Genomic DNA, 26,136 nt, shown 5'->3' with positions numbered 1-26,136 from the left:
TGTTCCTTTCGCGTCGAGTGTGCGGATTCGGTCGGAGACGGCTCACACGGCCGAGGTCGGACGTGTGTCCTCGCCCGGACGGGTGTCCTGACCCGGGCGAGCCTCCTCGACTGGGAGCGCTGCCTCGGCGAGGTTGTCGTTCTCACCCTGATGTGCGGTCCGGTCATGGGATTCGCCCTTGTCCGGCGTCCGGATGACGGAGAGCAGGATGGGGCAGATTCCGGTGGCCCCGGCGCAGATCGCCCAAATGGTGATGTAGCCGCCGAGTCCCGAGGCTCCGGCCTCGGGGATGACGAAGATTCCCAGGACGACGGCGAACACGGCTCCAGCGAGTGCCCCGCCGAGTGTCTTCACGGAGTTGTAGACGCCCGTGGCGATTCCGGTCTCGTCAGCAGGCGATGACTCCGTTGTCGCGGCCGGCAACCCACCGAGGAGGAGCCCCGACCCGAGGCCGGCGACCGCGATTCCGATGACTACGAAGACGAGTGAGGCATGGCCGAAGATGAGGAGCAGCTGGGCGAGCGCGATCACGGCCGAACCGATCATAAGCACACCCTTGAGCGAAGTGGCGCGGGCGACAAAGGAGTAAATTGAGGCACCGACCGCTGCCAGCAGCATGTTCGCTCCGGTGGTCAGCGAGATGACTCCGGCGCTGAGGCCGAACCCGTACCCAACGAGTTCGGGTTTGCCGGCGAGGAACGTGGTCGTGATGCTCTGCGTTCCGAAGAGCACCATTCCGAAGAGGAACGATGTCACGTAAACAGGCCAGAGCCGATTCGAGGTGAGCAGGCGCATATTTAGTGCGGGTACCTTGGCTCTCAGCTCCCACCATACGAAGATGCCGATGAGGACGACGGCGACGACGAGGAGGACTGCGCCGGCGACGGGCTGCGCGGTGACGATGTTGATGCCTGCGAGCAGTGCGAGCATGAAGAGCGCGAGCAGGATGAAACCGAGCCAGTCGATCGTGGGCGAGGTGCGGACGGTCGATTCCGGGACGAGAGTAAAGACGAAGATCGCGGAGATCGCGACGATGACCACGGGTACCAGGAGCTGCGCGACAGTGGATGGCAGGACCGACGAGAACAGGCCGGCAGCCAAGGAACCGATGAGCGCGCCGATCGTCAGTGCGGAGATGAGCATGCCGATCGCGCGCCGTGCCGTCTCGCCTTTGATCTGATTGTGCACGATCGCGAGTTCGAGCGGCAGCCATACTGCGAGGGGGCCGCTGAGAACCCTGCCGAGCAGGACGAGCGGGTAACTGGGAGCGAGCGCGACCAGCACGGTTCCGATGAGGACGGCGACGATCCCGATGCGCAGCATGCGCCGGTGGCCGAAGATGTCGCCGAGTTTCGACAGGATCGGAACGCAGACTCCGGCGGTGAGAGTCTGAACGGTGATGAACCACGCAATGGAGGCGTCAGAGACGCCGAGGCTGTCGCGGATCCCGTCGAGCAGCGGGAGGTAGTAACCCTGAAGGAATCCGCTGGAGAATTCGACGAAGACGAGGAATCCGACGACAGCGAGGAGCCGTTTGCTCGACTTCGTGCCGAGCGCGGGGTCGGGGGTGGTCATAGTGTTTCCTTTCCTGTTGAGCCAGAACCGCGTGCCGACTGCGCCGTCGCACACGGAATGGTCATCGGTGACTGTCAGCTCTGACGGCCGATGAGCGAGCGCACGAGGCTGCGGTAGGTATCTTTGATGTCGTCATCGGTGCGCGCGCGGGCTTCGGGTTTGAGGGTGATGCGGAAGAGAGTGAGACCGGCGAGGGTATCGATGATGAGGTCATGATCGAGTTCGCCGCTCACCTGTCCCCGTGCCACCCCGCGGGCGAGGATCTCGCGCCCCATAGCGTGGCGCGCCTTCATGAACGATTCCGAGATGATCGGGATGACGTCCATGTTGAACATCGCGAGCAACAGGCCGTTGTTGCCTGATGGGTTCTCCGAACGACGGAAGTTCTCGCGGTTCTGCCACGCGTGTTCGACGAGGTCGTCGACAACGTCACCGGTGTCCGGCAGCTCCCCGACTTCGGTGTTGTCGAGGATGGCTGCGGCAACGAGTTCAGGTTTGCTCGGCCATCGACGGTAGATGGTGGTCTTTCCGCATCCGACTTCCGCCGCGACCTTCTCGATGCTCAGATTCACGAATCCATGCTCTTCGACATGCGAACGCACTGTGGCGAGGACCCGCTTCGTCAGATCGGTGTCGAGGGGCCTCCCCTTTTGCGTGATATCAGTCATATCCAGAGCATGGCACAGGTCACATCACTTACGCAACACAACGTATCGTTTCGTAATACGAGCCTGGAAACCCGTAAGAATGAGGTCTTTATGCAGTGTCAGCAAAGGAATCCGCCCGAACTTCGCGTGAGGGCCGAAAAGGTCAACGCGGGCAATCTCTCAGGCAGGCAGTGCGCCCTGGCCTCTCCAAAGGTTCACGAGTCGGATTCGATCGCGATTCAGCTGGGCGATCCTAAGACCATGCGTCGTGTTGTCAGTAGCGAGTACTGGTGCCTCGGCCGAATCCAGGCCCCTGTGCGTTCAGCGGCAGGTGTTAACCCAGCCCTTCCCACGTCATGCGCTGCCTGAGTGCCGGTGCGAGGACCAGCGCCGCGATGACGCTGCCGGCCAACAGCATCCAGGCGCCGAAGTACGTGAACAGTTTGAGTTCTGGCGCCAACGCCGGCCCGAAGTTGGCGGCCATGAGAATCACCCCGCCGAGGATGAGTGCAGTCGAGACGATCACCTGAATGAATTGCTCGACGGTCGAGACCAGCAGATTCTTGATCGTGGAGATGTTCAGCCCGCTCGTGCCGACGTCGAGCGTACCGTCCTGCAGATGACCGGCGATGCGAGAGATCTGCCCGGGCAGTTCGGCGATCTGCGGTGCAGTCGCTGCCGCGTAGAGCGTCATCTCGTGTCGGTCGACTCCCAGTCCCCCGACTTCCCGAAGCAATGTCTTCCCGTTGTCCGTGACCAATGCCAACAGGTTGAGCTCCGGCACGAGGCGAGTGATTGACCCTTCGAGCGTGCTGATAGCACGGAAAGCTGTCGCTACCGAAGCCGGCATCGGGAACCCGAAGTCGACGACGAAGTCGATGAGCTCCCCGAACAATGCCGCGGAGGTGGAGCCCGGAGCACCGTCTCCGTACTTCAGCATGATCTGCCCGATCTCACGCTGCAGCTCCCGGAGATTCACCTCGCTCGGCGTTCCGAGGAGCTCGAGGATTGCGGCGGTTGCCGCTTGTGAGTTCTGCGAATCGAAGGCCATGAGCAGCAAGGCGATCGCTCGGCGGTCGCGTTTGTCGATGCGTCCGACGGCACCGAAGTCAACGAGGCCGGCGCGGCCCGCGCCCGAAACGACGATGTTTCCAGGGTGAAGGTCGGCATGGAAGATGCCCTTTCCGAGCACCTGGCGGACGACCATCAGGAAGAGGTCCTGGGCGATCTCTCTGCGCGCGATTTCGGAAAGGTGGTCGACCACCTCGGCGCCGTGGGACAGAGGCGAACCCTCGACAAGGTCCATGACGATGACGAACTGGCCGGAGAGTTCCTTGTACACGTGAGGGATATGGACGACCGAGTCGGTTTTCGTCGTCGAACGCCCGGTCTCGTCGGCGAGGCGGAGGGCTTCGATGTGGGCGAGCTCGCCGCGATAGTCGAGTTCGCCTTGGAGGGAGTCGACGAAGCTGCGGGCGAGCTTGGCGATGCCGATCTTCTTCGCCCAGTCGGTGGTGCGATCGAGGCGGTCGGCCAGGGTGAGGACGATATCGCAGTCCGCGCGGACCTGTTTGCGGATCTTCGGCCGCTGCACCTTGACCGCGACCACGCGTCCTTCCCAGGTGACGGCGCGATGGACCTGGGCGACGGAGGCACCTGCGAAGGGTTTCTCATCGAACTCGGCGAACATCTCGGCGACGGGACGGCCCCATGCGGTCTCGAGTTGGTCCTTCACCTCGGCGAAGGGAACGGGCTTCACCCCGGCCTGGAGGGTGGAGAACTCCTCGACGAACTCGTGCGGGATCATGTCACCGCGGGTGGCGATGAACTGGCCGAGCTTGATGAACGTGACCCCCGAGGCGGCCAGCGCGTCACGGGTGGTGGCGGCGATCTCTCGGAGGGAGACGCGCAGGGTCGGGATTCGGGGACGGAGGTAGCGGGAGAGGCCAAATTTGATGAGGATCTTCTGGATCTGAGCAAGGCGGTTGACGCGGCGGTACCAGGTGGGGATCTTCGGTGCGTTGCGGATGAGTGAGCTCAGCGTGCCCGAGGGCATGATGAGTTCGATCGCCAGGAGGACGAACATCTGGATGACGATGAACCAGGCGAAGAGCAGCAGGAAGACCATGATGGCGGGGAAGCTCATCGACAGGTTCGGGTATTGATCGGATTCGGAGATGCCGAGGAGTTTGTACGCCTGGAGGGTGATGGGCCAGATGGAGAGGCCCATGATGAGGGAGACGATGGTGTTGCGGGCGGCTCCGGTGCCGGTGAGCATCATCCGACGGACGAGGAATCCGACGATGAGCGCGCTGAGGACGCCCAGTCCGATGGTGTAGAGGATCGTCACCCGTCAGCCCTTCCGTCGACTTTGTCCTACGCGTTCACCAGCCTAGTTGATTAGGGAGTAGGTTCGATTGAGAGTTTGCGGTGGATCGGAATAGCTCTCTTCAGATCACGCACCGACAGCGATATCATAATAGTGATATCAAAGGAGGAGCCGTGGAACAGATTCTTATTCGTAATCTGCCGGAGGGCACCAAAGCCATATTGCGCAGACGAGCAGCTGCTCATAACTCGAGCATCGAGGCAGAAGCCAGGGAAGCTCTTGCCGTTGGCATTGCGGCCGAGGAACCGACACTCGTCGACCTCATCTCGATGAGCACCGATACTCAGGTCGAGTTCGAGCCGAAGCGCCTTGGCCTGAAGGCACGTAGCGCAGAGCTATGAACTTCCTTCTTGACACGAACGTCGTCTCAGCTCTGCGAGTCCGGGGTCGAAATCCGGAAGTCGAAGAGTGGTCCAGTTCGATACCCGCACAAGCCCAGTATGTTTCTGCCTTGACCATTTCCGAGATCGAGCGTGGTGTAGCGGCGAAGGAACGCACGGACTCACAGCAAGGCAAGATTTTGCGAATGTGGTTCGAGGACATGTTGCTTCCTGGCTTCGCGGGACGCATTCTCCCCTTCGACCTGCCTGCCGCCCGTGCGCTGGGCTCGTTCCGCGTGCCCGAGTATGCCCCGCTCGACGACGCACTCATTGCTTCGATCGCCATTGCCCACCACATGACTGTCGCTACCCGCAATACTAAGCATTTCGAAGCGCTGGACGGAGTGCAATTAGTAAATCCGTGGTCGGGCTATTCCAGCTGATCCCAGCCTTGTTCGCACAACACAAAAGCCCTGTTGAACGGTGGACTATTCGCCATCCGTTCAACAGGGCCTTTTTAAGTTCGGGCCTAGCCCGCTACGGTACTACTCCGGCCGGTGCTCGGCCATGACCTTCTCGAACAGCTCGTCGCCGAGCTTGTCGTAGTTAGCGTCCTCCGGGTACCACTCATCGAGTGAGGGGAAGCCGCCCTTGTCGTCGTAGCCGAGCTCGGACACGGACTTTGCCCACTCGGTTCCAGCATCTTTCAGCGTCTTCGGCGCATCCGGAACCGAAGCCTTCTCCGCAGTCTTGTCCGACAGGGTCTTCGCGTACTTCGCCATCTGTTTCTGCACGTCATCATCGAACGGCTGCACCGAACCGTCGTTGTCCTTCGCCTGCTCGACGGCCTGAGCCTTCGCACCGATGACGACCTCCATCATCGTGCTAAACGTCGTCGACATCGAGTCGAAGATGACCTGCTGGTAAGCCACCGGCAGGTCCGAATACTTCTTTCCCGCCGTGATAGCACCGGCCGAGCGAGCAATGCCCGCGTCCGAAGCCACACCGATGTTCGGGGCCACCTCGAAGGTGCCGGCTTCGACGTTCGGTGCCAACTGGCCGAGGTCGCAGTCGACGGTTCCGCGCTGCAGGGCCTCATAGGTCTCGGGGAACGACAGCGACACCGGAGTCGCACCCAGGTCGGTCACCTGCTTGCCGGCCGCAGCTGAACCGACGCGCACCTGCTTGCCCTTCCAGTCATCCAGCGAGGTCATCGGCTTCGAGCACATCGTCGAATACCCACCCGCGGCGAGCATCGGGATCAGCGGGACGAGGTTCTTCTCCTCGAACTCCTCGAGCACTTCGGGTGTCTCCCACGCAGCTTGCACACCAGCGGCATTCGCCGCCAGGTCACTGGCCACCGGCGACGACGGCAACGTCGACATGGCCGTGCCGATCGCATCGAAGGCCGGGTACTCGGCAGGGGTGTAGGAAGGCAGAGTGAACGCGAGATCGACTCGGCCATCGGCCAGGGCGTCATCGACGTCTTCGTAGCTGGCGATCGCCTGGCCCCATACGATGTCGACGGTGATCTTCCCTCCAGAGCGTTCCTCGATGGCCTTCTTCACGTCAAGGCCGTTCGGCGCGAGGATCGACTTCTCCGACATCGCCGAAGGCTGGAACTTGATCGTCACCGGGTCAAGGTCGGCCAGAGCCTCATCGATTTCATCCTGGGAAGCGTCATAGGCGAAGCCCTCCCCCGCGGAGTCGCCCGAACCTGATCCGTCGCCGCCGACGGAACCGGCGCACCCGGCCAACAGTGCCAGCGATGCGACCGCCGCGATGACCTGAGTGGGGCGGGCTGCCGTGCGGATGCGCTTCATGGGACTCCTTTGAGCGAAGGCTGAGAATTACCTTAAATTCTATGCCTGAATAAGGTCACCCTCATCATGAGTCCGCTCACACCCTGCGGCAGCCACCCGAACGACACGGGGCACGGGTGGGTGGGCCGCCTCGGCGAGAATTATCCGGACATTCCTCCGCTCGTGCGGCTGATGAGGTCGGGCAGCCATTCGGTCATTCCGGGCACGGCGACCATGAGGATGAGGAAGATGACACCGACGGGCAGGAACCACAGCAGGGAGATGAAGATGTCGCGCAGTGTGACCGTGGCGCCGAGGTTGACCTCGGGGTTCTTCGCGATCGAGTGGACGATATAGGGGATGATGCCGACCGGCGGGGTGACCATGGCGAACTCGCCGAGGAGGACGACGAAGACTCCGAACCACAGCGGGCTCACGCCCATCGTTTCGAGGGTGGGCAGGAGGATCGGGATGGTCAGCAGCATCATCGACAGGGTGTCGAAGAACATGCCCATGACGATGTAGAGGACGATGAGGACGAGCAGGAATCCGATCCGCGACAGTCCGAGGTCCGTGATGAAGCTGGTGAGGATGGGGGCGAGTCCGGTGATGGCGAGCAGGCTCGTGAGCATGGTCGCGCCGATCATGATGAAGAAGATCGCCGAGGTGGCCGCCACCGTATCCATGGCCGAATCCGCGACCTTCCGCCACGGTTGTTCGCCCCGTTTCTCCCACACGCACAGCAGGAGTGAGCAGAGCGCGGCGGCGGCTCCTGCCTCGGTGGGGGTGAAGATGCCGGAGAACATGCCGCCGAAGAGCACGACGAGGATGATCGCGAAGCCCCAGACGCCGGTCAGGGAGGTGAGGCGGTCGCGCCAGGTGGTCGTGGGGCGGGTGGAGCTTGGTGTATCTGCTGTGTCTGTTGTGTTCTGGGCGTTCTGGCCGCGGCCGACGAGTTTCGGTGAGGCGACGCCGATGGCGAAGATGAAGGCGCCGAAGCACAACGCGAGCAGGATTCCGGGGACGGCTCCGGCCATGAGCGCGGGACCGACGGGGACAGAGGCGATGCCGGCGTAGACGACCATGAGGATCGAAGGTGGGATGAGATTGCCGGTCATGCCGGAGACCATGATCGTGCCGACGGCCATACGGCGGTCGTAGCCGGCTTTGAGCATTTCGGGAATGCCGGCACGGCCGAGGGCGTAGGTCATACCGATGGTCGAGCCGGTCACAGCCGACAGTCCTGCACCGGCGAAGGTGGTGCCTATGCCGATCCCTCCGGGCAGCCAGCTGAACCAGTGGTCGGCGACGCGGTAGACCTTGCCGGAGAGTCCGGATTGGGTGAGCAGCATGCCCATGAAGATGAACATGGGGAGCACGCTCATCGACCAGTCAGAGACGGCGCTGAATGGGGCGGTGGAGAGGATGTTCATCGTCGCCGGAATGCCGGATACGGCGTAGACGCCGATGATCGACGGCACGGACAGCGCGATCGCCACGGGCACGGAGAGGAAGAGGAGGACGAGCATCATTCCGATGCACCAGGCTCCCCCGATGGCTGCGGACGGGCTGGTGAAGAGACCGACGAGGCAGACGGCGACAAGGCCGAACCCGATCGTCAGCGCGAGTGCGCCGGGGCGTTGGCGACGAGACCCTGCGGGGAAGAGCGAGTGCCCGCTTGGGGTACTAGCGTCGGGCCCGGCATCAGGCATGGCGGCACCCGTGGTGTCGGTGGTGGTGTGTGTCGGTGGCTTCGGCTGGCTCATCAGTAGGTGCGGTTCTCCAGGTCGGGCTCGGCCGGTTCGCCGGTGACGAGGTCGAGGTCGGGCTGGCCTGTGCGGATGATGACGACGGCGTCGAGGATGAAGAGCACGGCGAGCAGCACGAAGACGATGGGCACGAGGTAGTACACGGGCCAGGTGATGATGTCCGAGACATCGGCGGTCGATCCGATCGCCGTGTTATCCAGAGCTTTCATCAGCCCGAACCAGGCGAAGGCCAGTGACACGAGTGCGCCGAGGATGGCGGCGAAGACCTTGAACACCGCGGCGGTCGCGGGCTTGGCCCGGTCGACGGCGATCGTCACGGTGATGTGTTCCTTTTGCAGCTGCGCAGCCGGAATGCCGAGCAGCGCCACGATCGGCAAATACCAATATTCGACGATCTCGTTCGTGCCGTAGATCGGGGCGTCGAAGAGAGACCGAGCCAGGGCATGGGTGACGATGTGGAGCATCATGACGATGATCGCCGTGGCCGTGGTGATGGTCAGCCATTTGTCGAGGATTCGGCTGAACGTGAGCATCAGTTCTCGCCTCCCGTCGTTGTCACTGTCATGTCGTCGGCGGTGCGAAGGGCGGTGAGCAGGTCTTCGACTTCGGCCGAGGCTGCGAGCCCGTCGGGGATCATGGCGGTGACGCGGCGGGCGCCGGCTTCGACGACGGTGATCGAGTCGATCCCAGCCACGCGTGAGTAGCGACGGGCGCTGCGCGGCAGCAGGGCGACGCCGAGGCCATTGGAGACCAAGGACTGGATGGCGCCGGGGTTGTCGGTGATGTGGCGGGTGCGGGGTTCGAAGCCGGCTCGCCGGCACAGGCGTTCGGCAGTGGATCGGCAACGCACGCAGCCCATGATCCAGGGAAGGTCGGCGACATCGGTGAGGCGGCGAACCTGTCCCGCACGGTTCCAGCGTTCGGGGACGAGCAGGTCGAGGTGGTCGGTGCCGAGGTCGACGGTGACGTGACCGGTCATCTCTGGTGGCGCTTCTTCTTCGTGGTGGAAGAGGAAGGCGATGTCGACGGCGCCGTCGTCGAGCATGGCCATGGCTTCGGGCGGTTCCGCCTCGGCGACTTCATAGGAGTGGTGCTGCGGTGTCTCGGATCCGGCGTCGGCTTCGAGGCGGCCGAGTGCTGCGGCCAGTGGTCCGATGACGAAGGAGGGGAATCCTGCCAGCCGGACATTGCGTCCGCCGAGTCCGAAGGCCTTCGCGAGGTCACCACGCAGTCCCGTCACAGAGGCGGCCACTTCGTTCGCGCGGATCCGCGCAAGTTGGCCGGCGGTGGTGAGTTTGATGCCGCGGGGCGTGCGGTCGAAGAGAGTGACGCCGAGATCTTTTTCGAGTGCGGTCATGTGTTGGGACAGGGCAGGTTGGGACCAGCCGAGCTCGCGAGCGGCGGCGCCGATGCTGCCGGCCACGGCGATGGCGCCGAAGATGAGGAGGCGTTTGGGCTCGCCGACGTCGAGCGCCTGTTCGAAGAGATTGCCCATAAGCCCAGCTTATGCCAGAGCAGAGCGAACTGGGTCTACCGGAGGCAGATGAGACGCACCACACTGGAAGTGAACGTCGTGAAATCACTGCTGAGTTGAGGAGTCGGAGTATGCGCAGGATCGGTCTGTTGGGCGGAATGAGCTGGCATTCGAGCATCGAGTACTACACGAAGATCAATGATGCCGTGGCCAAAAAGCTCGGCGGTCATCATTCCGCGCAGATCCTCCTCGACTCGTGCGACTTCGCGGACATCCGGGAGCTGCAGGAGGCCAACGATTGGGCAGGTAATGATGCATCCCTGACGGCGACGGCGCAGCGTTTAGTCGATGGCGGCGCCGAAGCTGTCGCGATTGCCACCAATCTCATGCACAAGTGCGCCCCGGCGATCGAGGCGCAGGTCGATGCACCTCTCATTCACATGGTCGATTCGATCGCGACTATGGCGAAGCGCCAGGGCTATTCGACAGTGGCTGTTCTGGGCACGCGGTGGACGATGCTCGAAGACTTCTACACCGGCCAGCTCGAAGCACAGGGCATCAAGACATTGGTTCCCGATGAGGAGACGTGCGTCGAGGTCGATCAGATCATCTGGGATGAACTCACCCAAGGGAAGTTCACCGATGCCTCCCGAGCCCGCTACGTCGAAATCATGAACGACCTCAAGACTCGTGGCGCTGACGCTGTGGCCCTGTCGTGCACCGAGATCGGCCTGCTAGTCCCACCGGAGACCGCTCCCCTACCGGCCCTCGACTCGGTCGATGCTCATGTTGCCGCAATCGTCGAGTGGATAATGGCGGACGAGCCTGTAACCATCCGGCATTGAACATCGGAGACTGCGACGATCGGAACGGTGATCGCCACGAGCCAAAACGCATCGGTCAACAACGGTGCGCCTTCAAATGGAGTGTCCGACGCTACCCCGCCGGCTGGCTTCGGCCGCCCTGACCTGACCGCCTTCGCGTCTTATCCCAATCGACTCTGATCGGGTCTGCTGATCCTCTCGACGAGAACGCAGCGACATCACAGCCACCCAACCCCGACCGTCCGGGAAGCCGGGACACGTCACATGGCCTGTGCTGCGGGCGTGTCGAGTGGGTCGTCCAGGGGCGACGCAGGAGCGTCGACGCGACGTGCTGAGAGCTGGTTCCAGTCGAGCACTAGCACACCGGCTACAGGCATGGCGATAGGTCAGGAACGGCGTCGCTCCCTACGCAGGAGGGAGCGCAGAGTCTCGGCGTTCGCGTAGCCGACCCGTAGCGCGATCGCGGCGGAGGTGAGGTCCGTGGTTGCTGAGAGGTGCCGAGCTCGTTCGATGCGAAGCCGTTGGACGAAGCCGAGCGGAGTGAGGTTGAGCGCCGCACGGACTCGTCGTTCGAGGGTGCGCCGGCTGGTGCCGAGCGACTGCGCGACGAAGGCGACGTTGAACGGTTCGTCCAGGCGGGCGCGCACGAAGCGTTCGAACTCGACGACGATCGGGTCCTCGTGCCGGAGATGTTCGTAGGCGACGAAGGCCGCCTGCGACGGGCGCTCGTCGATGATGAGGAGCTTGGCGACGTGTTGGGCCAGGTCGGGGCTGATCGATCGCACGAGTGAGAGCGCGAGGTCGATGTGAGCGAACGCGGCGCCGGCGGTGACGAGGTTCCCGTCGACCACGACCATGGTGTCGAGATCGAGGGCGACGGTCGGATAGCGCTTCAGGAACTCCGGCCCCAGGAACCAGCTGGTCGTCGCCCGCCGATGATGCATCCGTCCGGTCTCGGCGACAGCGAACACGCCGGTGCACGCCGCGGCGATCCGGGTGGTCGCCTCGTCGAGGCGTCCGAGAGAGGCGATGACCGACCGAGTATCTCGGCTCTGGAGGGCGTCGTTGGTAGCGGCGGCCGTAAGGGTTCCAAGCGCAGGGACGACGACCACGTCGAATTCTGCGGACTCCGACAGCGGGTGGTCCACCGACAGGGTCATCGATGCCGTCGTGGTCACTCGCCGTTTCGGTCCGAGGATGGCGAGTTCGATCGGGTCGATCCGCGGGTCGACATCGCCGCGGGCTCCCTCGGCCACCCGCACGATGTCGATGATCGACGCGATAGCCGAACCGAAGCAGCCGTCAATCGCGATCAGTCCAATACGCATGACGTAAACAATAGCAATACTGCCGTATACGCCACTCCCCACCGGCCCTTGCTCGTCATAAGCTGAACTCGTCACGCGAAGAATCACGACTTCAAGGAGAGTCCCTCATGTCAACACCCGCATCACTTCCGTACGCCTTCGTCGCCAAGATCGTCGCGGCCGATGGACAGCACGACGCGCTCGCCGATCTGCTCGCCGGCGCTGTCGAACTCGCCAACGAAGAAGTAGGAACGATTGTCTGGTTCGCGGTCAGGACCGACGCCGACACCTTCTGGATCTTCGATGCATTCCCCGACGAGGCCGCTCGCGACGCCCACGCCAACGGCGCCATCGTCGCAGCCCTGACGGCCAACGAGCACCTCCTCAGCGCAGCACCCGAGATCCTGGCGGCCGACGTCCTCGCGTCCAAGCTCCCGTAGGCCGCCAACGCACGAGACGATCGCGCCCCGCCGAGCCGTCGCCAGGTCGCGACGCAACGCCATGCTGCGTTGCCGAGCGGTGCGAGGCCTATCGGCACACGGACAGGATGGCGGCCGCGAGCGCTCAGCCGGCGAGGGGGGGCATCGCAGAGGAGAGCGACGTCGGTGTCGGGCAGAGCCGTGAGGCCAGCGCATCGCTCGACCACCAGAACAGAACAGCCCCTGCCCTGCGTTTCCGCAGGTCAGGGGCTTTTCGCCGGAGCCGCCTGTCGGAATCGAACCGACGACCTAATCACGTCGGCTTTGCGTCTATCGCTTGATGCGTCCACTGGGCGAACGAGCCGCTGACCTGCGCAAACGCCGAGCGTGGGGACGCCGCCATCCGGTGGTGACCGACGACGACCGACCAGTACCGACCGTTTCACCGGAGCTTGCGGCGGCGTCGAAGCCGAGCAAGCTCCATTCCTTTAGCTCACCGAGCCCTCCTCCTCGCCGGTCCCGTCGTCGAAGACGTTTCAGGGGTCTTCTCAGATGACGGTGTAGGTCGGCCGGGCGCGTCGGTCCGCAGATAGACGTCGAGGTCTCCCGACAACGGAGGTTCCTACGCCATCCATCCGAAAGACCTCGACGTGTCCGACGCTACCCCGCCGGCCGGCTTCGGCCGCCTTGACCTGACCGCCTTCGCTCGACTCGACGGCCTCTGTCTGAGCGTGACTGGACAACGACTTGAACCGGATCGTGCGGTCCTCGCGTGCCGCGTGGTGGAACCAGATCAGTGGTGCCGAGGGTGCGGCAGCGAAAGCGCTGCTCGTGACACCGTGATCCGGCGGTTGGCCCACGAGCCGCTGGTCTGGCGACCGACCGTGCTGGCAGTTGTAGTGCGCCGCTACCGCTGTGCCGACTGCGGACACGTGTGGCGCCGAACACCTGCGCGGCTCCGCACTCGGGTTCCGAAACCTGACTAACTACATCGCCCGGAGCCTTCACATGCCCGGAGCGACCCTAATCGTTTCCAACCATTCACGCCAACGGCCGAGCCGGACCGCATCCGCATGGGGCCCGACTCTATGCCCAGCCCAAATCTGATTCGTCTCTTCCCCGCGCTGCACGCTGTCGTGAAGGTCACGCCCGTCAACGAGTTCGCTCACTCGCCGAATCCCGTGGAGCGCGTTGACGAGCCATGCTTCGTGCTCGATAAGCTCCTCGGGGCGCACTCGCCGCAACTCGATCGGAACCGAGCGAGCGCGAGCCTCCTCGAGGATCACCGCCGAGGTGACTCCCGGCAGCGCTCCCAACTCCGGATCCGGTGCGCAGAGGGTCTCTTCGTCCCACCACAGCAGGCTCGTCGTTGCTCCCTCGATGACGTACCCGTCCCCATTGATGAGCAATACCTCGTCACAGCTGTACTGCTCACCGGCGTCCTCCCGCACACGCTCAAGCAATACGATGTCCGGGCCTTTCCGATTCGGAGTGATTCGCGGGTCGGAATATGGCGGGATGAGAACCTTCAACTGCTGCGTCCGAGTAGGTGCTGGTCGCAACCGGAATGCCAACTCACGTTCGGCGTCAGGAGAAACGTCGAGGACATCTACGCGCGGGAACCACTCCCCCTTCGCCGGGATCTTCTCGACCACTGCCGCCCAAAAATCGTCGGTGATCGCATCACCCATCCCCACCTGCGCAGCAGCATCACCGAACCGTGTCCGATGGAGGTCGAACGCTCGTACCCGCCCGTCTTCAACAAGCCACGAATCGGCGGCCATCAGCTTCGATGAGCTGAAGTCCGTCGTAGGCTCCTCGAAACGGTGATCCTGTTGATTCCACAGCCACACGTTCACCGCTCAACTCCACCCGAGTATTCGGCCACAGCGGTATCGGTCGGTCCGGCCTCCTCGGCGGGGATCATGGTGTGGGCGTCAACATCGCCTATCTGCTCAGTCGAATGGATATGTGTCCTCAGTTCGGACGGGTCGTTCACATGAACGACAACCTCGCCGGGGAGCTCCACTCCACCGAGCAGCCTCAGCACCGGAGCCGCCTTCACCACTGTCTCCTCGTACTCCTCCTCGGAATCCGAGAGCGCAACGATCGCTCCGCCGACCCCGTAACTCAGAGTCTCACCCTGAACGACGAGCGTGCGGATGACGACGCTGAGATCGACGGCACCGCCGAGCGAGAAATACCCGACTGCTCCGCTGTACACCCCACGCGGGCCGGCCTCGAGCTCTTCGATGGTCGTCATCGTCCGCAGCTTCGGCGCCCCAGTCATCGACCCTGGTGGGAACGCCGCCCGCACACACGCCACCGGGCTAGCATCCTCGGCCAAGCGTGAACTGACCGTCGAGACCATCTGATGCACCGTCGCATACGACTCGATCCCGAACAACTTGTCCACCTGCACCGATCCCAGCTCGGCCGTGCGCCCGAGGTCGTGCCGGACGAGATCGACGATCATGAGATTTTCCGACCGATCCTTCACCGAGGCGGCCAGCTCAGCCTTGATCGCCTCGTCTTCTGCCTGGTTCGCTCCCCTGGGCCGAGTACCCTTGATCGGCTTCGACTCCACCCGGCCGTCTGCGCCAATCCGCAGAAACCGCTCAGGTGAGGTGCTGAGAATCACCGCCTCTCGCGTGCGGATGAACGCCCCGAACGGCGTCGGATTGTCCTCACGCAGCCGCAGATACATCTCCAGTGGTGACGCATGCGGATCGACGGCGCATTCGAGCATGTTCGTCAGGCAGACTTCGTAGGTCTCGCCATCGGTGATCTTCTCTTGCACTTGATCGATGAGGTCGAGGTACTCACGCCGATTGTGCCGTGCCACGAGGTTTGGATCGCGGCGTTTCGCCGGGGTTGAGGTGTCTGCCTTCGACGAGGTGGCCCGCCGTTGGTCAGTACCACTGATTTCCTCGGCGGGGACCGATGCGATCCGTGCGCGTGTCTGGTCAAACCAGTCCTGGTTTGTTGCGTGGCCAGTTGGGTCGTCGTCACGACGCAGTGCCAGAAGGTGAATGCTATTGGTGTCATGGTCGATGACAAGTGCGCGATCAAGGAACATCATGACGGCGTCAGGCAGGTCGGATTCGTGCTGGTTCGGCGAGCCGACCTCGATCTTGAGCTCGTAGCCGAGGTAACCGACCCACCCAAGGCGGAAATCGAATGGCAGATCGTGGCTTAAGGCGCTCAAGCCGGGAAAAGTGGATTTGATGCCTTGCGCTTCTGTTCTTTCGCCGGTCACCGCAACGGTCGCGTTTGCGAGTTCGGCTTCGAGCCAGTCAAAGAATCCGGACGACTCAGTCACACTCTCTGACTCGTCACCGGCCGAACGCACTTCGACTACCCCTTCCGGCACAGAGCCAGTCGCTACTCTGCTCAGCGGACCGGACGGCGCACCCATGATCGAGAACCGGGACGAGTCATTGCCTGGTAAATTCCCGTCGAGCCAAACGGCCTCAGGTTCGTCTCCGAAGAGTTCGATGAAGAGCTGTGCGTCGGAGACCTTTTGTGGGAGCAGATCGAAGTCGAGAACGTAGTGGTGCCGAGGGGCAGGTGGACCGGTAGTCACCTGGTGTGGATCGGGTACTACGCACGTCCCCGCGGGGAAGTCGGTTTCGAAGGCCGAATCCTTGCCAACCCAATCCTCGCCAGCCGGTAGGTCATTCTTGTGATCCCGCAGGTTCCACGCCTCAGTCAAGTAGGCGAAGTTCCGAAGCAGAGTTCGTGACTCGTCGGAGGCGATCGATTCCGGGTGGAACTGGACTCCCCACTGAGGTTTAGTTCGATGCCGCAGCGCCTGGATGACTCCGTCGTCGGACCATGCGGTCGATTCTAAGCAAGAGGCCACGTCGGCAACTGCAAGCGAGTGATAACGCACCGCCGAGAACGGCGAGGGAATCCCAGCGAACAGCTCGGTACCTGTATGGCTGATCTGGGAGACCCGACCATGCCGGGGCTCTGGCGCGTGGGCCACGGTTCCCCCGTGCACATGAGCGATTCCTTGATGACCGAGGCACACGCCGAGCACGGGTATCGGCGAATGCTCGATCACTTCGGAGCAGATGCCGAAGTCGGCCGGTCGCTCCGGAGTTCCCGGTCCTGGGGAGATGAGGACATTGTCGAACTCGTCGAGCACGCTCAGCTCGAACTCGGCCCAATCATTGGTCACAAGTGTCGGAGCGCACCCGTTGACCTCGGCAAGGAGATGGAAGAGATTGAACGTGAACGAATCGGCATTGTCGATGAGCAGAGTGCGAATCACAGTGGTCTCCTCACCGAAAGCGACTGGTGTGCCGGCCACCGTATAGAGAGTGCAACCTCATTCGACAGCGGCGCGAATCGAGGCACAAGCCTGACTAATCAGCTGAGATGCGCTGTTCAAACAATCCAAACTGCCACGCACCAGTTCTCTAACCATTCGCAGAGAATGGACGGTCACGAGTAAGTTCGAAGATCGCAAGCTCGACTTGGCTACGAGTTCGACCGAAAGGAGCTCCCCAACGGTCTAGCAGAGACAAGTAAATCTCGTAACCCTTAGTCCGATCAACTCGGAATCCGACCAGCTCATCGGCGGGCACGTTCGCGACAATCCAGTCTCGTACGCGCTTATCGAGGATCGGTGCAACGCGTTCGTCATCGATCGACTCTGCCATCGAGGTGAACGACATCCATTTGGTAAAGAATGCACCGCCGAGATACTTAATATGGCCCTGGTTGTTCAAGTAGTAGAAGGCATCGACGGGTTTCTCGGAACGAGCTAGTTGCGCGCCTTCGATCAGATGGTCTCGAATCGACTCGATGATTGGAGAGTCGGAGTTCGACCGCGTACGCTCACCAGTCAAAATGCTGCGTGTCCGAAAGGGACCGTATCCTCCGGGGCCGCCCCAAATCATTACCGGCACAAAAGCGCCAAGGACTCTATCCCTGACGAGATTCTCTTGGACCACTTCGCGAATAACTCCCCGGCTAAGGACTGTGGGCAATGAGTCCACTGTCTCCCGGGCGTCAGAGACATCGTGGACGACTTTGGCCCATTTCTCTCGATTCCACTCAAAGCCGCGTTGTTTGGGCAATTCAGCAGAGAGTCGGGCTGCCAGTTCAGCTGGTGTACCTACTTCACTCATAATCAAATAACTATCACAGAGAGCCCTGGAGATCCCCGAAGTACAGACTTGATTCAGCCGAGCACGAGCCCGCGGGTCTGAGCCGACAGTCCGCCAGACGCCTCGGCGAGCAACGACTCTTCTGAATCCGCACCGGCGCGAACATACCGTCCGGTGAACGCATCCAATGTCCCCGAGGCCAAAGCCACAGCCAGATCGGTGACCTGCTCGGGTGAGGTCCAATCATCACCCTGGCGGAAATCGTGGACGGGCATCGACTTCGTCATGGCTGTCTCGACGACGCCCGGCGCCATCTCGAAGATACGCAGTCCCTTGTCATGCCCGAAGTGAACGACCGAGTCGGCGATGCGGAACAGTGCTGCCTTCGACGCCGAGTACACTGCATACGCCGGCGTGCCCTTCGCTCCCGATCCCGAGTTGAGGTCAATGATCCGACTGGGACGGCCGGTCGCCTCGGCGCCGGCCATCAGCACCGGTGCAAAGACATTAATCATGAGCGCAACCCCGGTGACGTTCGCGTCGACGACGCCCTTGAGGCTCTCCGGATCGGCATCCCACAGTGGCCCCTCGGTCGACTCGATGCGCCCGGCATTATTGATGAGCACCTGCAGACGCTTCCCCGTCGATTTCTCGAGCTCGGCCACTGAGTCACGCAGCTGGTTCACCACAGTGATGTCATCAGTGCGCAGACCGACACCGGTCACCGTTCCCCCGGTCGCCTCAGCGATCTCTTCAGCCGCAGCTTCCGCCTTCTCTGCCGACGTCGCCGTGACGATCACGTCGTAGCCGGCCTTTGCGAACGCCTCCGAGAGGTGGCGTCCGATTCCGCGGGCACCGCCGGTGATGAGGGCGATCGTCTCCGACGGAACTGCAGTGGCTGTGGGGGTGAGATTCTCGGTCATGCTCTGTGCTCCTCGTGGATAGTCATCGATTCGGATAGGGCAAGGCCCGGTCGAACCACTCTAACGGTCGACCGGGCTCTGCTACGCACTGTTCTCAGCTGCGGACTTCGGCACCGTGACGCTCGGCGGCCAACGCGGTCGCCGCCTCACGCATCGCCGAGGCCTCATCGGCCTTGAGCGTGCGATCCGGGGCGCGGAAGGTCAGGCGGAACGCCAGCGACTTCTTGCCCTCGGGCAGCTGGTCTCCGGTGTAGAGGTCGAAGGTCTCGAGCAGTTCGAGCTCCTCCCCGGCACCTTCACGCAGCGTCGCGGCCAGAGTCTGCGTCGGCAGCTCGGCATCGACGATAAGAGCGACGTCCTGACGCGACACCGGATAGGTCGACAGTGCACCGTCCCAAGCACGCAGGTCATCCTGAGCCAGCAGGGCGTCGAGGTCGATCTCGAATCCGACCGTGCGTGCCGGTAGGCCGAGGTTCTCGCACACCTTCGGGTGCAGCTCACCGGCATGGCCGAGCACCTGACCGTCGGCGAGGACAAACTTCGCCGCACGGCCCGGATGCCACGGGGCGATCTGGTCGGCCTCGACGGTGGCCTCGAGGCCATTGACCGCAGCGATCCGGCGCACGGTGTCGATGACGTCGGTGGCCTCGGCCTTGCGGCCCTTGCCCCAGACTCCGGGAAGCTCCGCATTGCCGGAGAAGATGCCCGCGTAGTGGTAGGGCTGGTGCGGCACCGATGCGTAGATCTTTTCGAGCTCGTCGTCGCTCGGGTGGTATCCGGGCAGGTGACGCGGTCCGGGACCTTCAGGCAGACCCGCCGAGGTGGACACCAGTCCCGCTTCGAACAGCGCGACGTCCTTCGCCCCGCGGCCCTGGTTGCGGACCACGAGGTCGACGAGCGTCGAGAGCAGGTTGGTGCGCATGAGCGGCAGGTCTTCGGACATCGGGTTGGCCAGGCGCACGTGCTTGCGGCGCACGTCATCGGCCTCGAGCCGCAGCTGGTCATCCCGTTTATCGTTCGTGAACGGGTACGACAGCACCTCGGTAAACCCGTCGGCGGCCAGCAGGTTCGAGATCCGGCGACGCGTCTTCTGCGCTACCGTCAGTCCGTTGCCGGCCCGAGCGGCGGGCTGAACGGACGGAATCCGGTCATAGCCGCCGGTGCGGGCGACTTCCTCGATGAGGTCGACGTCGTCGGTGATGTCCGTGCGCCAGCTGGGTACGGTCACCGACACCGTCTCCTCGTCCTTAGTCGACACAGTTGCGCCGATGCCCTCGAGCAGTGAGGTCACCTCGGCGACGGTGTAATCGACACCGACCAAGGAGGCGACACGGGCGACCTTGAGGTCGAGCACCGTCGGTTCGGGAGCCTGCCCGATCTGTGTGGTCGCTGGGCTGAGCGTTCCGCCGCCGAGTTCGACGAGTAGGTCCGCGCAGCGACGTGCGGCCACGGGACCGAGCTTCGGGTCGACGCCGCGTTCGAAGCGACGCGAGGCCTCCGAAGACAGCTTGTGGCGGCGTGAGGTGCGGGCAATAGAGATCGGGTCGAAGTGAGCGGCCTCGATGACGACGTCGGTGGTCTGGTCGTTGACCTCGACGTCGGCGCCGCCCATGACTCCGGCCAGGCCGATGATCTTCCCGCCCTTGCCAGTCTCACCGGCGCTGCGGTCGGTGATGAGCAGATCCTCGGCATCGAGCGTGCGCTCGACATCGTCGAGCGTCGTGAGCTTCTCGCCGGCGGTGGCGCGGCGGACGACGATCTCGTCGCCGAGCAGCGCGGTGTCGTAGGCGTGCAGCGGCTGACCGAGTTCGAGCATGACGTAGTTCGTCACGTCCACGGTCAGGCTGATCGGGCGCATGCCGGCCTGCTGCAGGCGACGCTGCATCCAGAACGGGGTCTTCGCCTGAGGATCAAGCCCGGTGACCTGCAGGGCAGTGAACTGGTCACAGCCGGCCACCTCGTTGATGGGGTTGTTGTCCTCAACCGACACCGGGTAGCCATCGTCGGTGGCCGCATTGGTGGGAGCCACCTCGGCGGATCCGATGTCCGTGAAGGTCTGACCCTTCATCTGCGCGTATTCGCGTCCGATGCCGCGCATCGACAGCTGGTAGCCGCGGTCGGGGGTGACGTTGACGTCGAGGGTGACCTGGTCGAGGCCGAGCAGCGCGATCGCGTCATCGCCGGGCTCACCTGTCAGACCAAGATCCGACAAAACGATGATTCCGGAGTGATCCTCGCCGAGGCCGAGCTCCTTGGCCGAGCAGATCATGCCGTCGGACTTGTGACCGTAGGTCTTGCGAGCAGCGATCTTGAAGTCACCGGGCAGGACGGCTCCGGGCAGGCAGGCGACGATGAGGTCGCCGGGCACGAAGTTGTGCGCACCGCAGATGATGCCGCGGCTCGGGCGCTCCTCGCCGGGCTGTGGGTCCTTCGGATCGTCCTGGGCCTCGTTGTGTTCGGGGCCGACGTCGACGCGGCACCAGTTGACGGTCTTGCCGTTCGAGTGCTCTTCCTTGACGAGTTCGAGCACGCGACCGACGACGAGGGGCCCGGTGATCTCGGGTCCGAAGAAGTCCTCTTCTTCGAGTCCGATGGAGGCGAATTCGGCGGCGAGGGCATGGGGATCGGTCTCGGCTGGGAGATCGACATAGTCGGCCAGCCAGTTCAGTGGGACGCGCATATCAAGCCTTCATTCCGAAACGGGCCGAGAAGCGCACATCGCCTTCGACCATGTCATGCATATCGTTGATTCCTTCGCGCAGCATCAGGGTGCGTTCGATGCCCATGCCGAAGGCGAAGCCCTGGTAGACGTCGGGGTCGATGCCGGCGGCGCGCAGCACGTTGGGGTGGACCATTCCGCAGCCGCCCCATTCGATCCAGCCGGGTCCGCCGACCTTGTTGGGGAACCAGAAGTCCATCTCCGCGCTGGGTTCGGTGAACGGGAAGAAGCTCGGGCGCAGGCGGGTCTTCGACTCGGGGCCGAACATCTCGCGGGCGAAGCCGTCAAGGGTGCCCTGCAGGTTGGCCATGGTCAGGCCCTTGTCGATGGCGACGCCTTCGATCTGGTGGAAGACCGGGGTGTGCGTGGCATCGAGCTCATCGGTGCGGAAGGTCTTGCCCGGGCACACGACGTAGAGCGGCACGCCGCGTTCGAGCAGGGAGCGTGACTGAACCGGTGAGGTGTGGGTGCGCAGGACGAGGCCGGCCTCAGGTGGGTCGACGAAGAACGTGTCCTGCATCTGGCGGGCCGGATGATCGGGCCCGAAGTTGAGCGCATCGAAGTTCAGCCATTCGGATTCGATCTCGGGGCCTTCGGCGACTTCCCAGCCGAGGCCGACGAAGTAGTCCGCGGCCTGTTCCTGGATGAGGCTCAGCGGGTGGCGAGCGCCGAGGCGACGCCGATCGGTGGGCAGGGTGACGTCGATGGCCTCTTCGATGAGCACGGCCGCATCGCGTTCGGCTTCGAGTTCGGCCAGACGTGCGTCGTGGGCCTGCTTGACCTGTCCCCTGGACTTGCCGACGATCTTGCCGGCGGCGGCCTTATCGGCCTTGTCGAGTGAGCCGATGGCTCGGTTGGCGAGCGCCAGCGGGGATTTGTCACCGGTGTGGTCGATCTTCGCCTGCTTGAGCTCGTCGAGAGTCGTCGCATCCGTGAAAGCCTTGAGTGCCGCGTCGACGGCCTGCTTCACGGCCGACTCGTCCAAGGGGTCGAGTTGGTCTGTCATCAATGTCCTTTTGTCCGTACTTGCCCGCAGCTGAGGGGACGTCGTTTCTCTTCGCCTGCCAGTCTATCGTCTCCCCAGGCAGGGCCCTGGTCGGGTCCGCTGGGTGGGTGGGCCGCCTCGGTGACGGTTGTGTGGGGTCGATCATAGGGATCGAGCCGCGTGAGGCGTAGGGTCGGGCACATGACGACACAACGTGCATCAGATGTCATGGTCAGGGCCCTGGAGAACGAGGGCGTCGAGCGGATCTTCGGCATTCCCGGTGAGGAGAACCTCGACTTCGTCGACTCCCTGCGGAATTCATCGATCGAGCTCATCCTCACCCGTCACGAGCAGGCGGCCGCGTTCATGGCCGCCACCTACGGTCGGCTGACGGGCAAGCCCGGTGTGGTGCTCACGACCTTGGGGCCGGGCGCGCTCAACCTGGCGACCGGGGCTGCGTACGCCCACCTCGGCGGGATGCCGGTCATCATGATCACCGGTCAGAAGGGCATCCGCACCGCTGAGCAGGCGGCGTTCCAAATGGTCAATACGGTGGCGACGATGGATCCCCTGACGAAGGTGAGCAAGCAGATCACCTCGGCGGCGATGATCCCGACGATGGTCAGGGAGGCGTTCCGCGCCGCTCAGGCCGAGCGTCCGGGACCGGTGCACCTCGAGCTGCCCGAGGACATCGCCGGGATGCCGGTCGACGGGTTCGAGCTCATCGAACCGCATACGAACAGTCGGCCCGTCGCCGGGGATACGGCGATTGCGAACGCCGCGAACGTCATCAGGGAGGCGAAGAACCCGCTGCTCATGCTCGGTGCGGATGCCTCCCGGGCTTCCTGCAGTGAGGAGCTGTCGCGTTTCGTTGCGGGGATGCGCATCCCCTACGTGACCACGCAGATGGGCAAGGGCTCGGTGACGGGAGCGTCGGATCTGTACATGGGCACGGCGGCCCTGACCTCCGGTGACTACGTCCACGACGCGATCGATGCGGCCGATGTCATTGTCACCATCGGTCACGATACGACGGAGAAGCCGCCGTTCACGATGGATGAGAACGGACCGACCGTCGTGCACATCGGATACCGTCCCGCCATCGTTGAGCAGGTGTATTTCCCGCAGTTCGAGGTCATCGGTGACCTGGGTCCGTCCTTGGACAAGCTCGCCGAGGTGCTCGGCGGTCCCGTGCCCACCGCCGAGGCGCTCCTGCCGATGCGTGATGAGATCCTCATCAAGATCCACGAGGGAGCCGATGAGGATCGGTTCATCCCCCAGCGGATCGTCCAGGAGGTCCGTGATGTCGTGCCGACCGATGGAATCGTGGCCCTGGACAACGGAATGTACAAGATCTGGTTCGCCCGCAACTACCGCACGACCAGGGCGAACACTCTGCTGCTCGACAATGCGCTGGCGACGATGGGCGCCGGATTGCCCTCGGCGATCGGGGCAAAGCTGACCTACCCGGAGCGTCGGGTCATGGCCGTGGTCGGCGACGGCGGGTTCATGATGAACAGCCAGGAGATGGAGACCGCCGTGCGTTTGGGTCTCGATCTCGTTGTCGTCATCCTCGAGGACAACGCCTACGGCATGATCCGGTGGAAGCAGGCCGCGGACGGATTCCCCGACTACGGTCTGACCTACGGCAACCCGGACTTCGTGAAGTACGCGGAGTCGTATGGGGCCACAGGCACCCGCGTCGAGGATGTCGACAGCATCAGCGATGCCCTGGAGAACGCGTTCGAGGTCGGTGGAGTGCACGTCGTGGTCGTGCCCGTCGACTACTCGGAGAACAAGCGCGTGCTGATCGACGAGCTGGGCAAGCGGTGAGGTACTGATTCAGCGTCGCGTCTGGCTCTGACCCGCAAGTTGGTCGATTGATACGGTCACGGCTCTTCACGATTCTGCTGGGGATCTCCACGCTGTGCGCGTGGGGATCCCTCGGCCGGATCATCAAGGCTGCCCTCCGGGACTGGCCGATCAATTCACTCCCCCGGACAGTCCCGAGGGGTAAGCGAACGAAGACTAGCCAGGCCAGTCATTTCGAGGAACCCAGATCCAACCTTCTCTTCGCGTACTCGACTTCAATTCAGTGGGAGCCGGCTCGCATCTGCCCAGATAGGCTTCCAGTGCGATGATGGCGGCAAGCACTGCGTCCAGCGCATTGTCATCGGCGAGGCAGAAGTCTTTGTGCCCATTCCACTCCAAGTTGGGAAATTTCGCGGTTAGGTCGTCGACCAACTGGTGCCGGACTTCAGAATTCTTCTGTCCTTTGTAACCACGATGTTGCAGGCCCCACACTTTCAGCGCTGCCGCAGGATAGACCTCATAGACGACACCTGACCCGTCTCGGGCGACTGAGACGCCCTCTGCCCTCAGGTGTGCCTCAATGCCGGCCCAGCGCATTGCCGCATAAGCAATCCGCTCGGTGGCTACGCTCAATGGCCAGACACCGGCGCAGCGTTGGACGGACCGGTCAGTCTCCCTCAGCGCCAGCCCCCGTCGCCATTCGCGGTCGGTGGCCACCGGCGCGGGCAGATGTCCACTGGCGTGGTCGGACACGAACTCGACGAATCTCTGTGGCCATCCAAGAGGCACGTCGATACCGGTCCGGCCCACCTGAACAATTGCGTCCCGGATTGCGTCATCATCGGCGCCAAGAAGAAGTTCGTCGATTGTCATTTGCGCGTTGAGCGATTCCCCCTCGCCAAAATTGAGTATAGCGAGGCCAGTGCGGTCCGCCTCGGCTGCGAGGTCGACTCCGGCAACCTTCATCCCGACCTTCTTTCCATGTGTATTCACGGGGCTATCGGCCCGCTCCACGGAGGTACCGACGACGGACGCCGTTTGCTGACCAGTGTTATCAGTACGCCGGTGGACGTTCAGAGGACTCGAACGGATAGCGTGCCCGGAAGTCATCAGCGATCTCGCCCATGGTCACAATCTTCACACCGTCGTGCCCGCCGATGTAGTCCAGCAGACGTTCGAGCATGAGCAGCACCTGCGGACGGCCGGATACATCCGGGTGGATCGTGATCGGGAAGATCGCATAGTCGAGTTCGCGGTAGACCCAGTCGAACTGGTCGCGCCACAAGGTCTCGATATCGCGGGGATTGACGAAGCCGTGGCTGTTCGGGCTGCTCTTCACGAACAGCATCGGCGGCAAGTCATCGACGTACCAGTTCGCAGCAATCTCGACGAGGTCGATCTCCTTGCCGTGTTTGAGCGGCTTCATCCAGGTTTCCGGCGACTGCGAATAGTCGATCGGCGTCCATTCGTCTCCGGCGATGGAGTAGTACGGCACGAAATCCTTGTGGCTTTGGCTGTGGTCGTAGTCGAACCCGAATTTCTTCAGCAGCTCAGGCGTGTATGCGCTCAGCTCCCACCATGGGGCGACATAGCCGCGTGGCTGGATGCCGGTGAGGTTCGTGATGAGCTCGACGGACTTCTCCATCACGATGTCTTCCTGACGGTTCGTCATCGCGACGGGATTCTCGTGGCTGTAGCCGTGAGCGCCGATCTCATGTCCGTCGTCGTACACCATCTTGCACTGGTCGGGGAATGTCTCGAGCGAATGGCCGGGGATGAACCAGCTTGCCTTGAGGTCGCGACGTTTGAGCATCTTCAGGAGCCGGGGAACTCCGATTTCGCCGGCGAAGATTCCTCGCTGAATGTCCGAGGGAGAGTCTTGCCCGCCGTAGGAACCGAGCCAGCCCGACACTGCATCGATGTCGATACCGAGTGAAACGAAAATCTCTTTGGCCATTTTGCGCATCCTCCGTCGATTCGAAAGTGAGAACGCGGACTCGCTGCGGGCGAATGCCGCGATGCTGTGAGTCTTTCACCGAAGAGTGATCTGC

21 protein-coding genes and 1 pseudogene are annotated in these 26,136 nt (G+C 63.0%); 6 read left to right on the top strand and 16 right to left on the bottom strand.

What is annotated here, in order from left to right:
* Positions 1-42: 42 nt before the first annotated feature.
* The 3 genes from SB749_RS16875 to SB749_RS16865 form a co-directional block, all read right to left on the bottom strand.
* Complete coding sequence (locus SB749_RS16875; protein ID WP_410711306.1) at positions 43-1,575, bottom strand: MFS transporter; 1,533 nt, start codon at positions 1,573-1,575, stop codon at positions 43-45.
* Between the two features lie 74 nt (positions 1,576-1,649).
* A complete protein-coding gene (locus SB749_RS16870; RefSeq protein WP_410711305.1) occupies positions 1,650-2,243 on the bottom strand; it encodes a TetR/AcrR family transcriptional regulator in 594 nt (197 codons plus the stop codon).
* Between the two features lie 313 nt (positions 2,244-2,556).
* A complete protein-coding gene (locus tag SB749_RS16865) occupies positions 2,557-4,572 on the bottom strand; it encodes an ABC1 kinase family protein (protein ID WP_410711304.1) in 2,016 nt (671 codons plus the stop codon).
* Between the two features lie 152 nt (positions 4,573-4,724).
* On the opposite strand from SB749_RS16865, the gene SB749_RS16860 reads away from it, so the two are divergent.
* Both SB749_RS16860 and SB749_RS16855 read left to right on the top strand, forming a co-directional pair.
* Positions 4,725-4,952 (top strand): FitA-like ribbon-helix-helix domain-containing protein, encoded by a 228-nt coding sequence (locus SB749_RS16860; protein ID WP_062244193.1) that lies wholly within the window; start codon positions 4,725-4,727, stop codon positions 4,950-4,952.
* Positions 4,949-5,374 carry a type II toxin-antitoxin system VapC family toxin gene (locus tag SB749_RS16855; RefSeq protein WP_410711303.1) on the top strand — a complete coding sequence of 142 codons (426 nt, stop codon included), beginning with the start codon at positions 4,949-4,951 and terminating at the stop codon, positions 5,372-5,374. Before SB749_RS16860 ends, SB749_RS16855 begins: the two co-directional genes overlap by 4 nt.
* 102 nt (positions 5,375-5,476) lie before the next feature.
* Here the strand turns inward: SB749_RS16855 and dctP are convergent, their stop codons facing one another.
* From dctP to SB749_RS16835, 4 genes are all read right to left on the bottom strand, one after another.
* A complete protein-coding gene (gene dctP / locus SB749_RS16850) occupies positions 5,477-6,754 on the bottom strand; it encodes a TRAP transporter substrate-binding protein DctP (RefSeq protein WP_410711302.1) in 1,278 nt (425 codons plus the stop codon).
* A 140-nt stretch (positions 6,755-6,894) separates the two neighbouring features.
* Positions 6,895-8,499, bottom strand: coding sequence for a TRAP transporter large permease (locus SB749_RS16845; protein ID WP_410711301.1), 1,605 nt, complete (start codon positions 8,497-8,499; stop codon positions 6,895-6,897).
* Entirely contained in the window at positions 8,499-9,035 is a 537-nt protein-coding gene (locus SB749_RS16840) for a TRAP transporter small permease (protein WP_410711300.1), read from the bottom strand. The genes SB749_RS16845 and SB749_RS16840 overlap by 1 nt, the downstream gene beginning before the upstream one ends.
* Positions 9,035-9,997, bottom strand: a complete 963-nt coding sequence (locus SB749_RS16835) for a LysR family transcriptional regulator (RefSeq protein WP_410711299.1) — start codon at positions 9,995-9,997, stop codon at positions 9,035-9,037. Before SB749_RS16835 ends, SB749_RS16840 begins: the two co-directional genes overlap by 1 nt.
* Before the next feature lie 110 nt (positions 9,998-10,107).
* On the opposite strand from SB749_RS16835, the gene SB749_RS16830 reads away from it, so the two are divergent.
* Positions 10,108-10,821 carry an aspartate/glutamate racemase family protein gene (locus SB749_RS16830; protein ID WP_410711298.1) on the top strand — a complete coding sequence of 238 codons (714 nt, stop codon included), beginning with the start codon at positions 10,108-10,110 and terminating at the stop codon, positions 10,819-10,821.
* Between the two features lie 365 nt (positions 10,822-11,186).
* On the opposite strand, the gene SB749_RS16825 is transcribed toward SB749_RS16830, so the two are convergent.
* The gene (locus SB749_RS16825; RefSeq protein WP_410711297.1) at positions 11,187-12,128 is read right to left on the bottom strand and encodes a GlxA family transcriptional regulator; all 942 of its coding nucleotides are present in this window, start codon (positions 12,126-12,128) and stop codon (positions 11,187-11,189) included.
* A 107-nt stretch (positions 12,129-12,235) separates the two neighbouring features.
* On the opposite strand from SB749_RS16825, the gene SB749_RS16820 reads away from it, so the two are divergent.
* Entirely contained in the window at positions 12,236-12,547 is a 312-nt protein-coding gene (locus tag SB749_RS16820) for a putative quinol monooxygenase (RefSeq protein WP_410711296.1), read from the top strand.
* A gap of 629 nt (positions 12,548-13,176) precedes the next feature.
* A pseudogene (locus SB749_RS16815) lies at positions 13,177-13,470 on the top strand (ISL3 family transposase); the annotation flags it as partial.
* A gap of 60 nt (positions 13,471-13,530) precedes the next feature.
* On the opposite strand, the gene SB749_RS16810 reads toward SB749_RS16815, so the two are convergent.
* The 6 genes from SB749_RS16810 to pheS all read right to left on the bottom strand — a co-directional run bounded on the left by SB749_RS16810 (position 13,531) and on the right by pheS (position 22,294).
* Positions 13,531-14,310, bottom strand: a complete 780-nt coding sequence (locus SB749_RS16810) for an aminotransferase class IV (RefSeq protein WP_410711357.1) — start codon at positions 14,308-14,310, stop codon at positions 13,531-13,533.
* 71 nt (positions 14,311-14,381) lie between these two features.
* Complete coding sequence (gene pabB / locus SB749_RS16805) at positions 14,382-16,844, bottom strand: aminodeoxychorismate synthase component I (RefSeq protein ID WP_410711295.1); 2,463 nt, start codon at positions 16,842-16,844, stop codon at positions 14,382-14,384.
* Between the two features lie 109 nt (positions 16,845-16,953).
* Positions 16,954-17,667 carry a hypothetical protein gene (locus SB749_RS16800; protein ID WP_410711294.1) on the bottom strand — a complete coding sequence of 238 codons (714 nt, stop codon included), beginning with the start codon at positions 17,665-17,667 and terminating at the stop codon, positions 16,954-16,956.
* A 53-nt stretch (positions 17,668-17,720) separates the two neighbouring features.
* Entirely contained in the window at positions 17,721-18,569 is an 849-nt protein-coding gene (locus SB749_RS16795) for an SDR family NAD(P)-dependent oxidoreductase (protein ID WP_410711293.1), read from the bottom strand.
* A gap of 94 nt (positions 18,570-18,663) precedes the next feature.
* A complete protein-coding gene (pheT, locus tag SB749_RS16790; protein ID WP_410711292.1) occupies positions 18,664-21,249 on the bottom strand; it encodes a phenylalanine--tRNA ligase subunit beta in 2,586 nt (861 codons plus the stop codon).
* Position 21,250: 1 nt separating this feature from the next.
* Positions 21,251-22,294, bottom strand: a complete 1,044-nt coding sequence (pheS, locus tag SB749_RS16785) for a phenylalanine--tRNA ligase subunit alpha (RefSeq protein ID WP_410711291.1) — start codon at positions 22,292-22,294, stop codon at positions 21,251-21,253.
* A 180-nt stretch (positions 22,295-22,474) separates the two neighbouring features.
* Between pheS and SB749_RS16780 the strand changes: the two genes are divergently transcribed.
* Positions 22,475-24,106 carry an acetolactate synthase large subunit gene (locus tag SB749_RS16780; protein ID WP_410711290.1) on the top strand — a complete coding sequence of 544 codons (1,632 nt, stop codon included), beginning with the start codon at positions 22,475-22,477 and terminating at the stop codon, positions 24,104-24,106.
* Between the two features lie 195 nt (positions 24,107-24,301).
* Here the strand turns inward: SB749_RS16780 and SB749_RS16775 are convergent, their stop codons facing one another.
* Positions 24,302-25,051, bottom strand: coding sequence for a DUF429 domain-containing protein (locus SB749_RS16775; RefSeq protein ID WP_410711289.1), 750 nt, complete (start codon positions 25,049-25,051; stop codon positions 24,302-24,304).
* 88 nt (positions 25,052-25,139) lie between these two features.
* On the bottom strand, positions 25,140-26,042 hold the full coding sequence (locus SB749_RS16770) for a polysaccharide deacetylase family protein (RefSeq protein ID WP_410711288.1): 903 nt from the start codon (positions 26,040-26,042) through the stop codon (positions 25,140-25,142).
* Between the last annotated feature and the right edge of the window lie 94 nt (positions 26,043-26,136).

Origin of the sequence: Brevibacterium sp. SIMBA_078, from assembly GCF_046534565.1 — a bacterium.
Taxonomy (GTDB): Bacteria; Actinomycetota; Actinomycetes; order Actinomycetales; family Brevibacteriaceae; genus Brevibacterium.
Note: the sequence above shows the minus strand (reverse complement) of the source record. Positions and strands in the feature narration are given on the sequence as shown.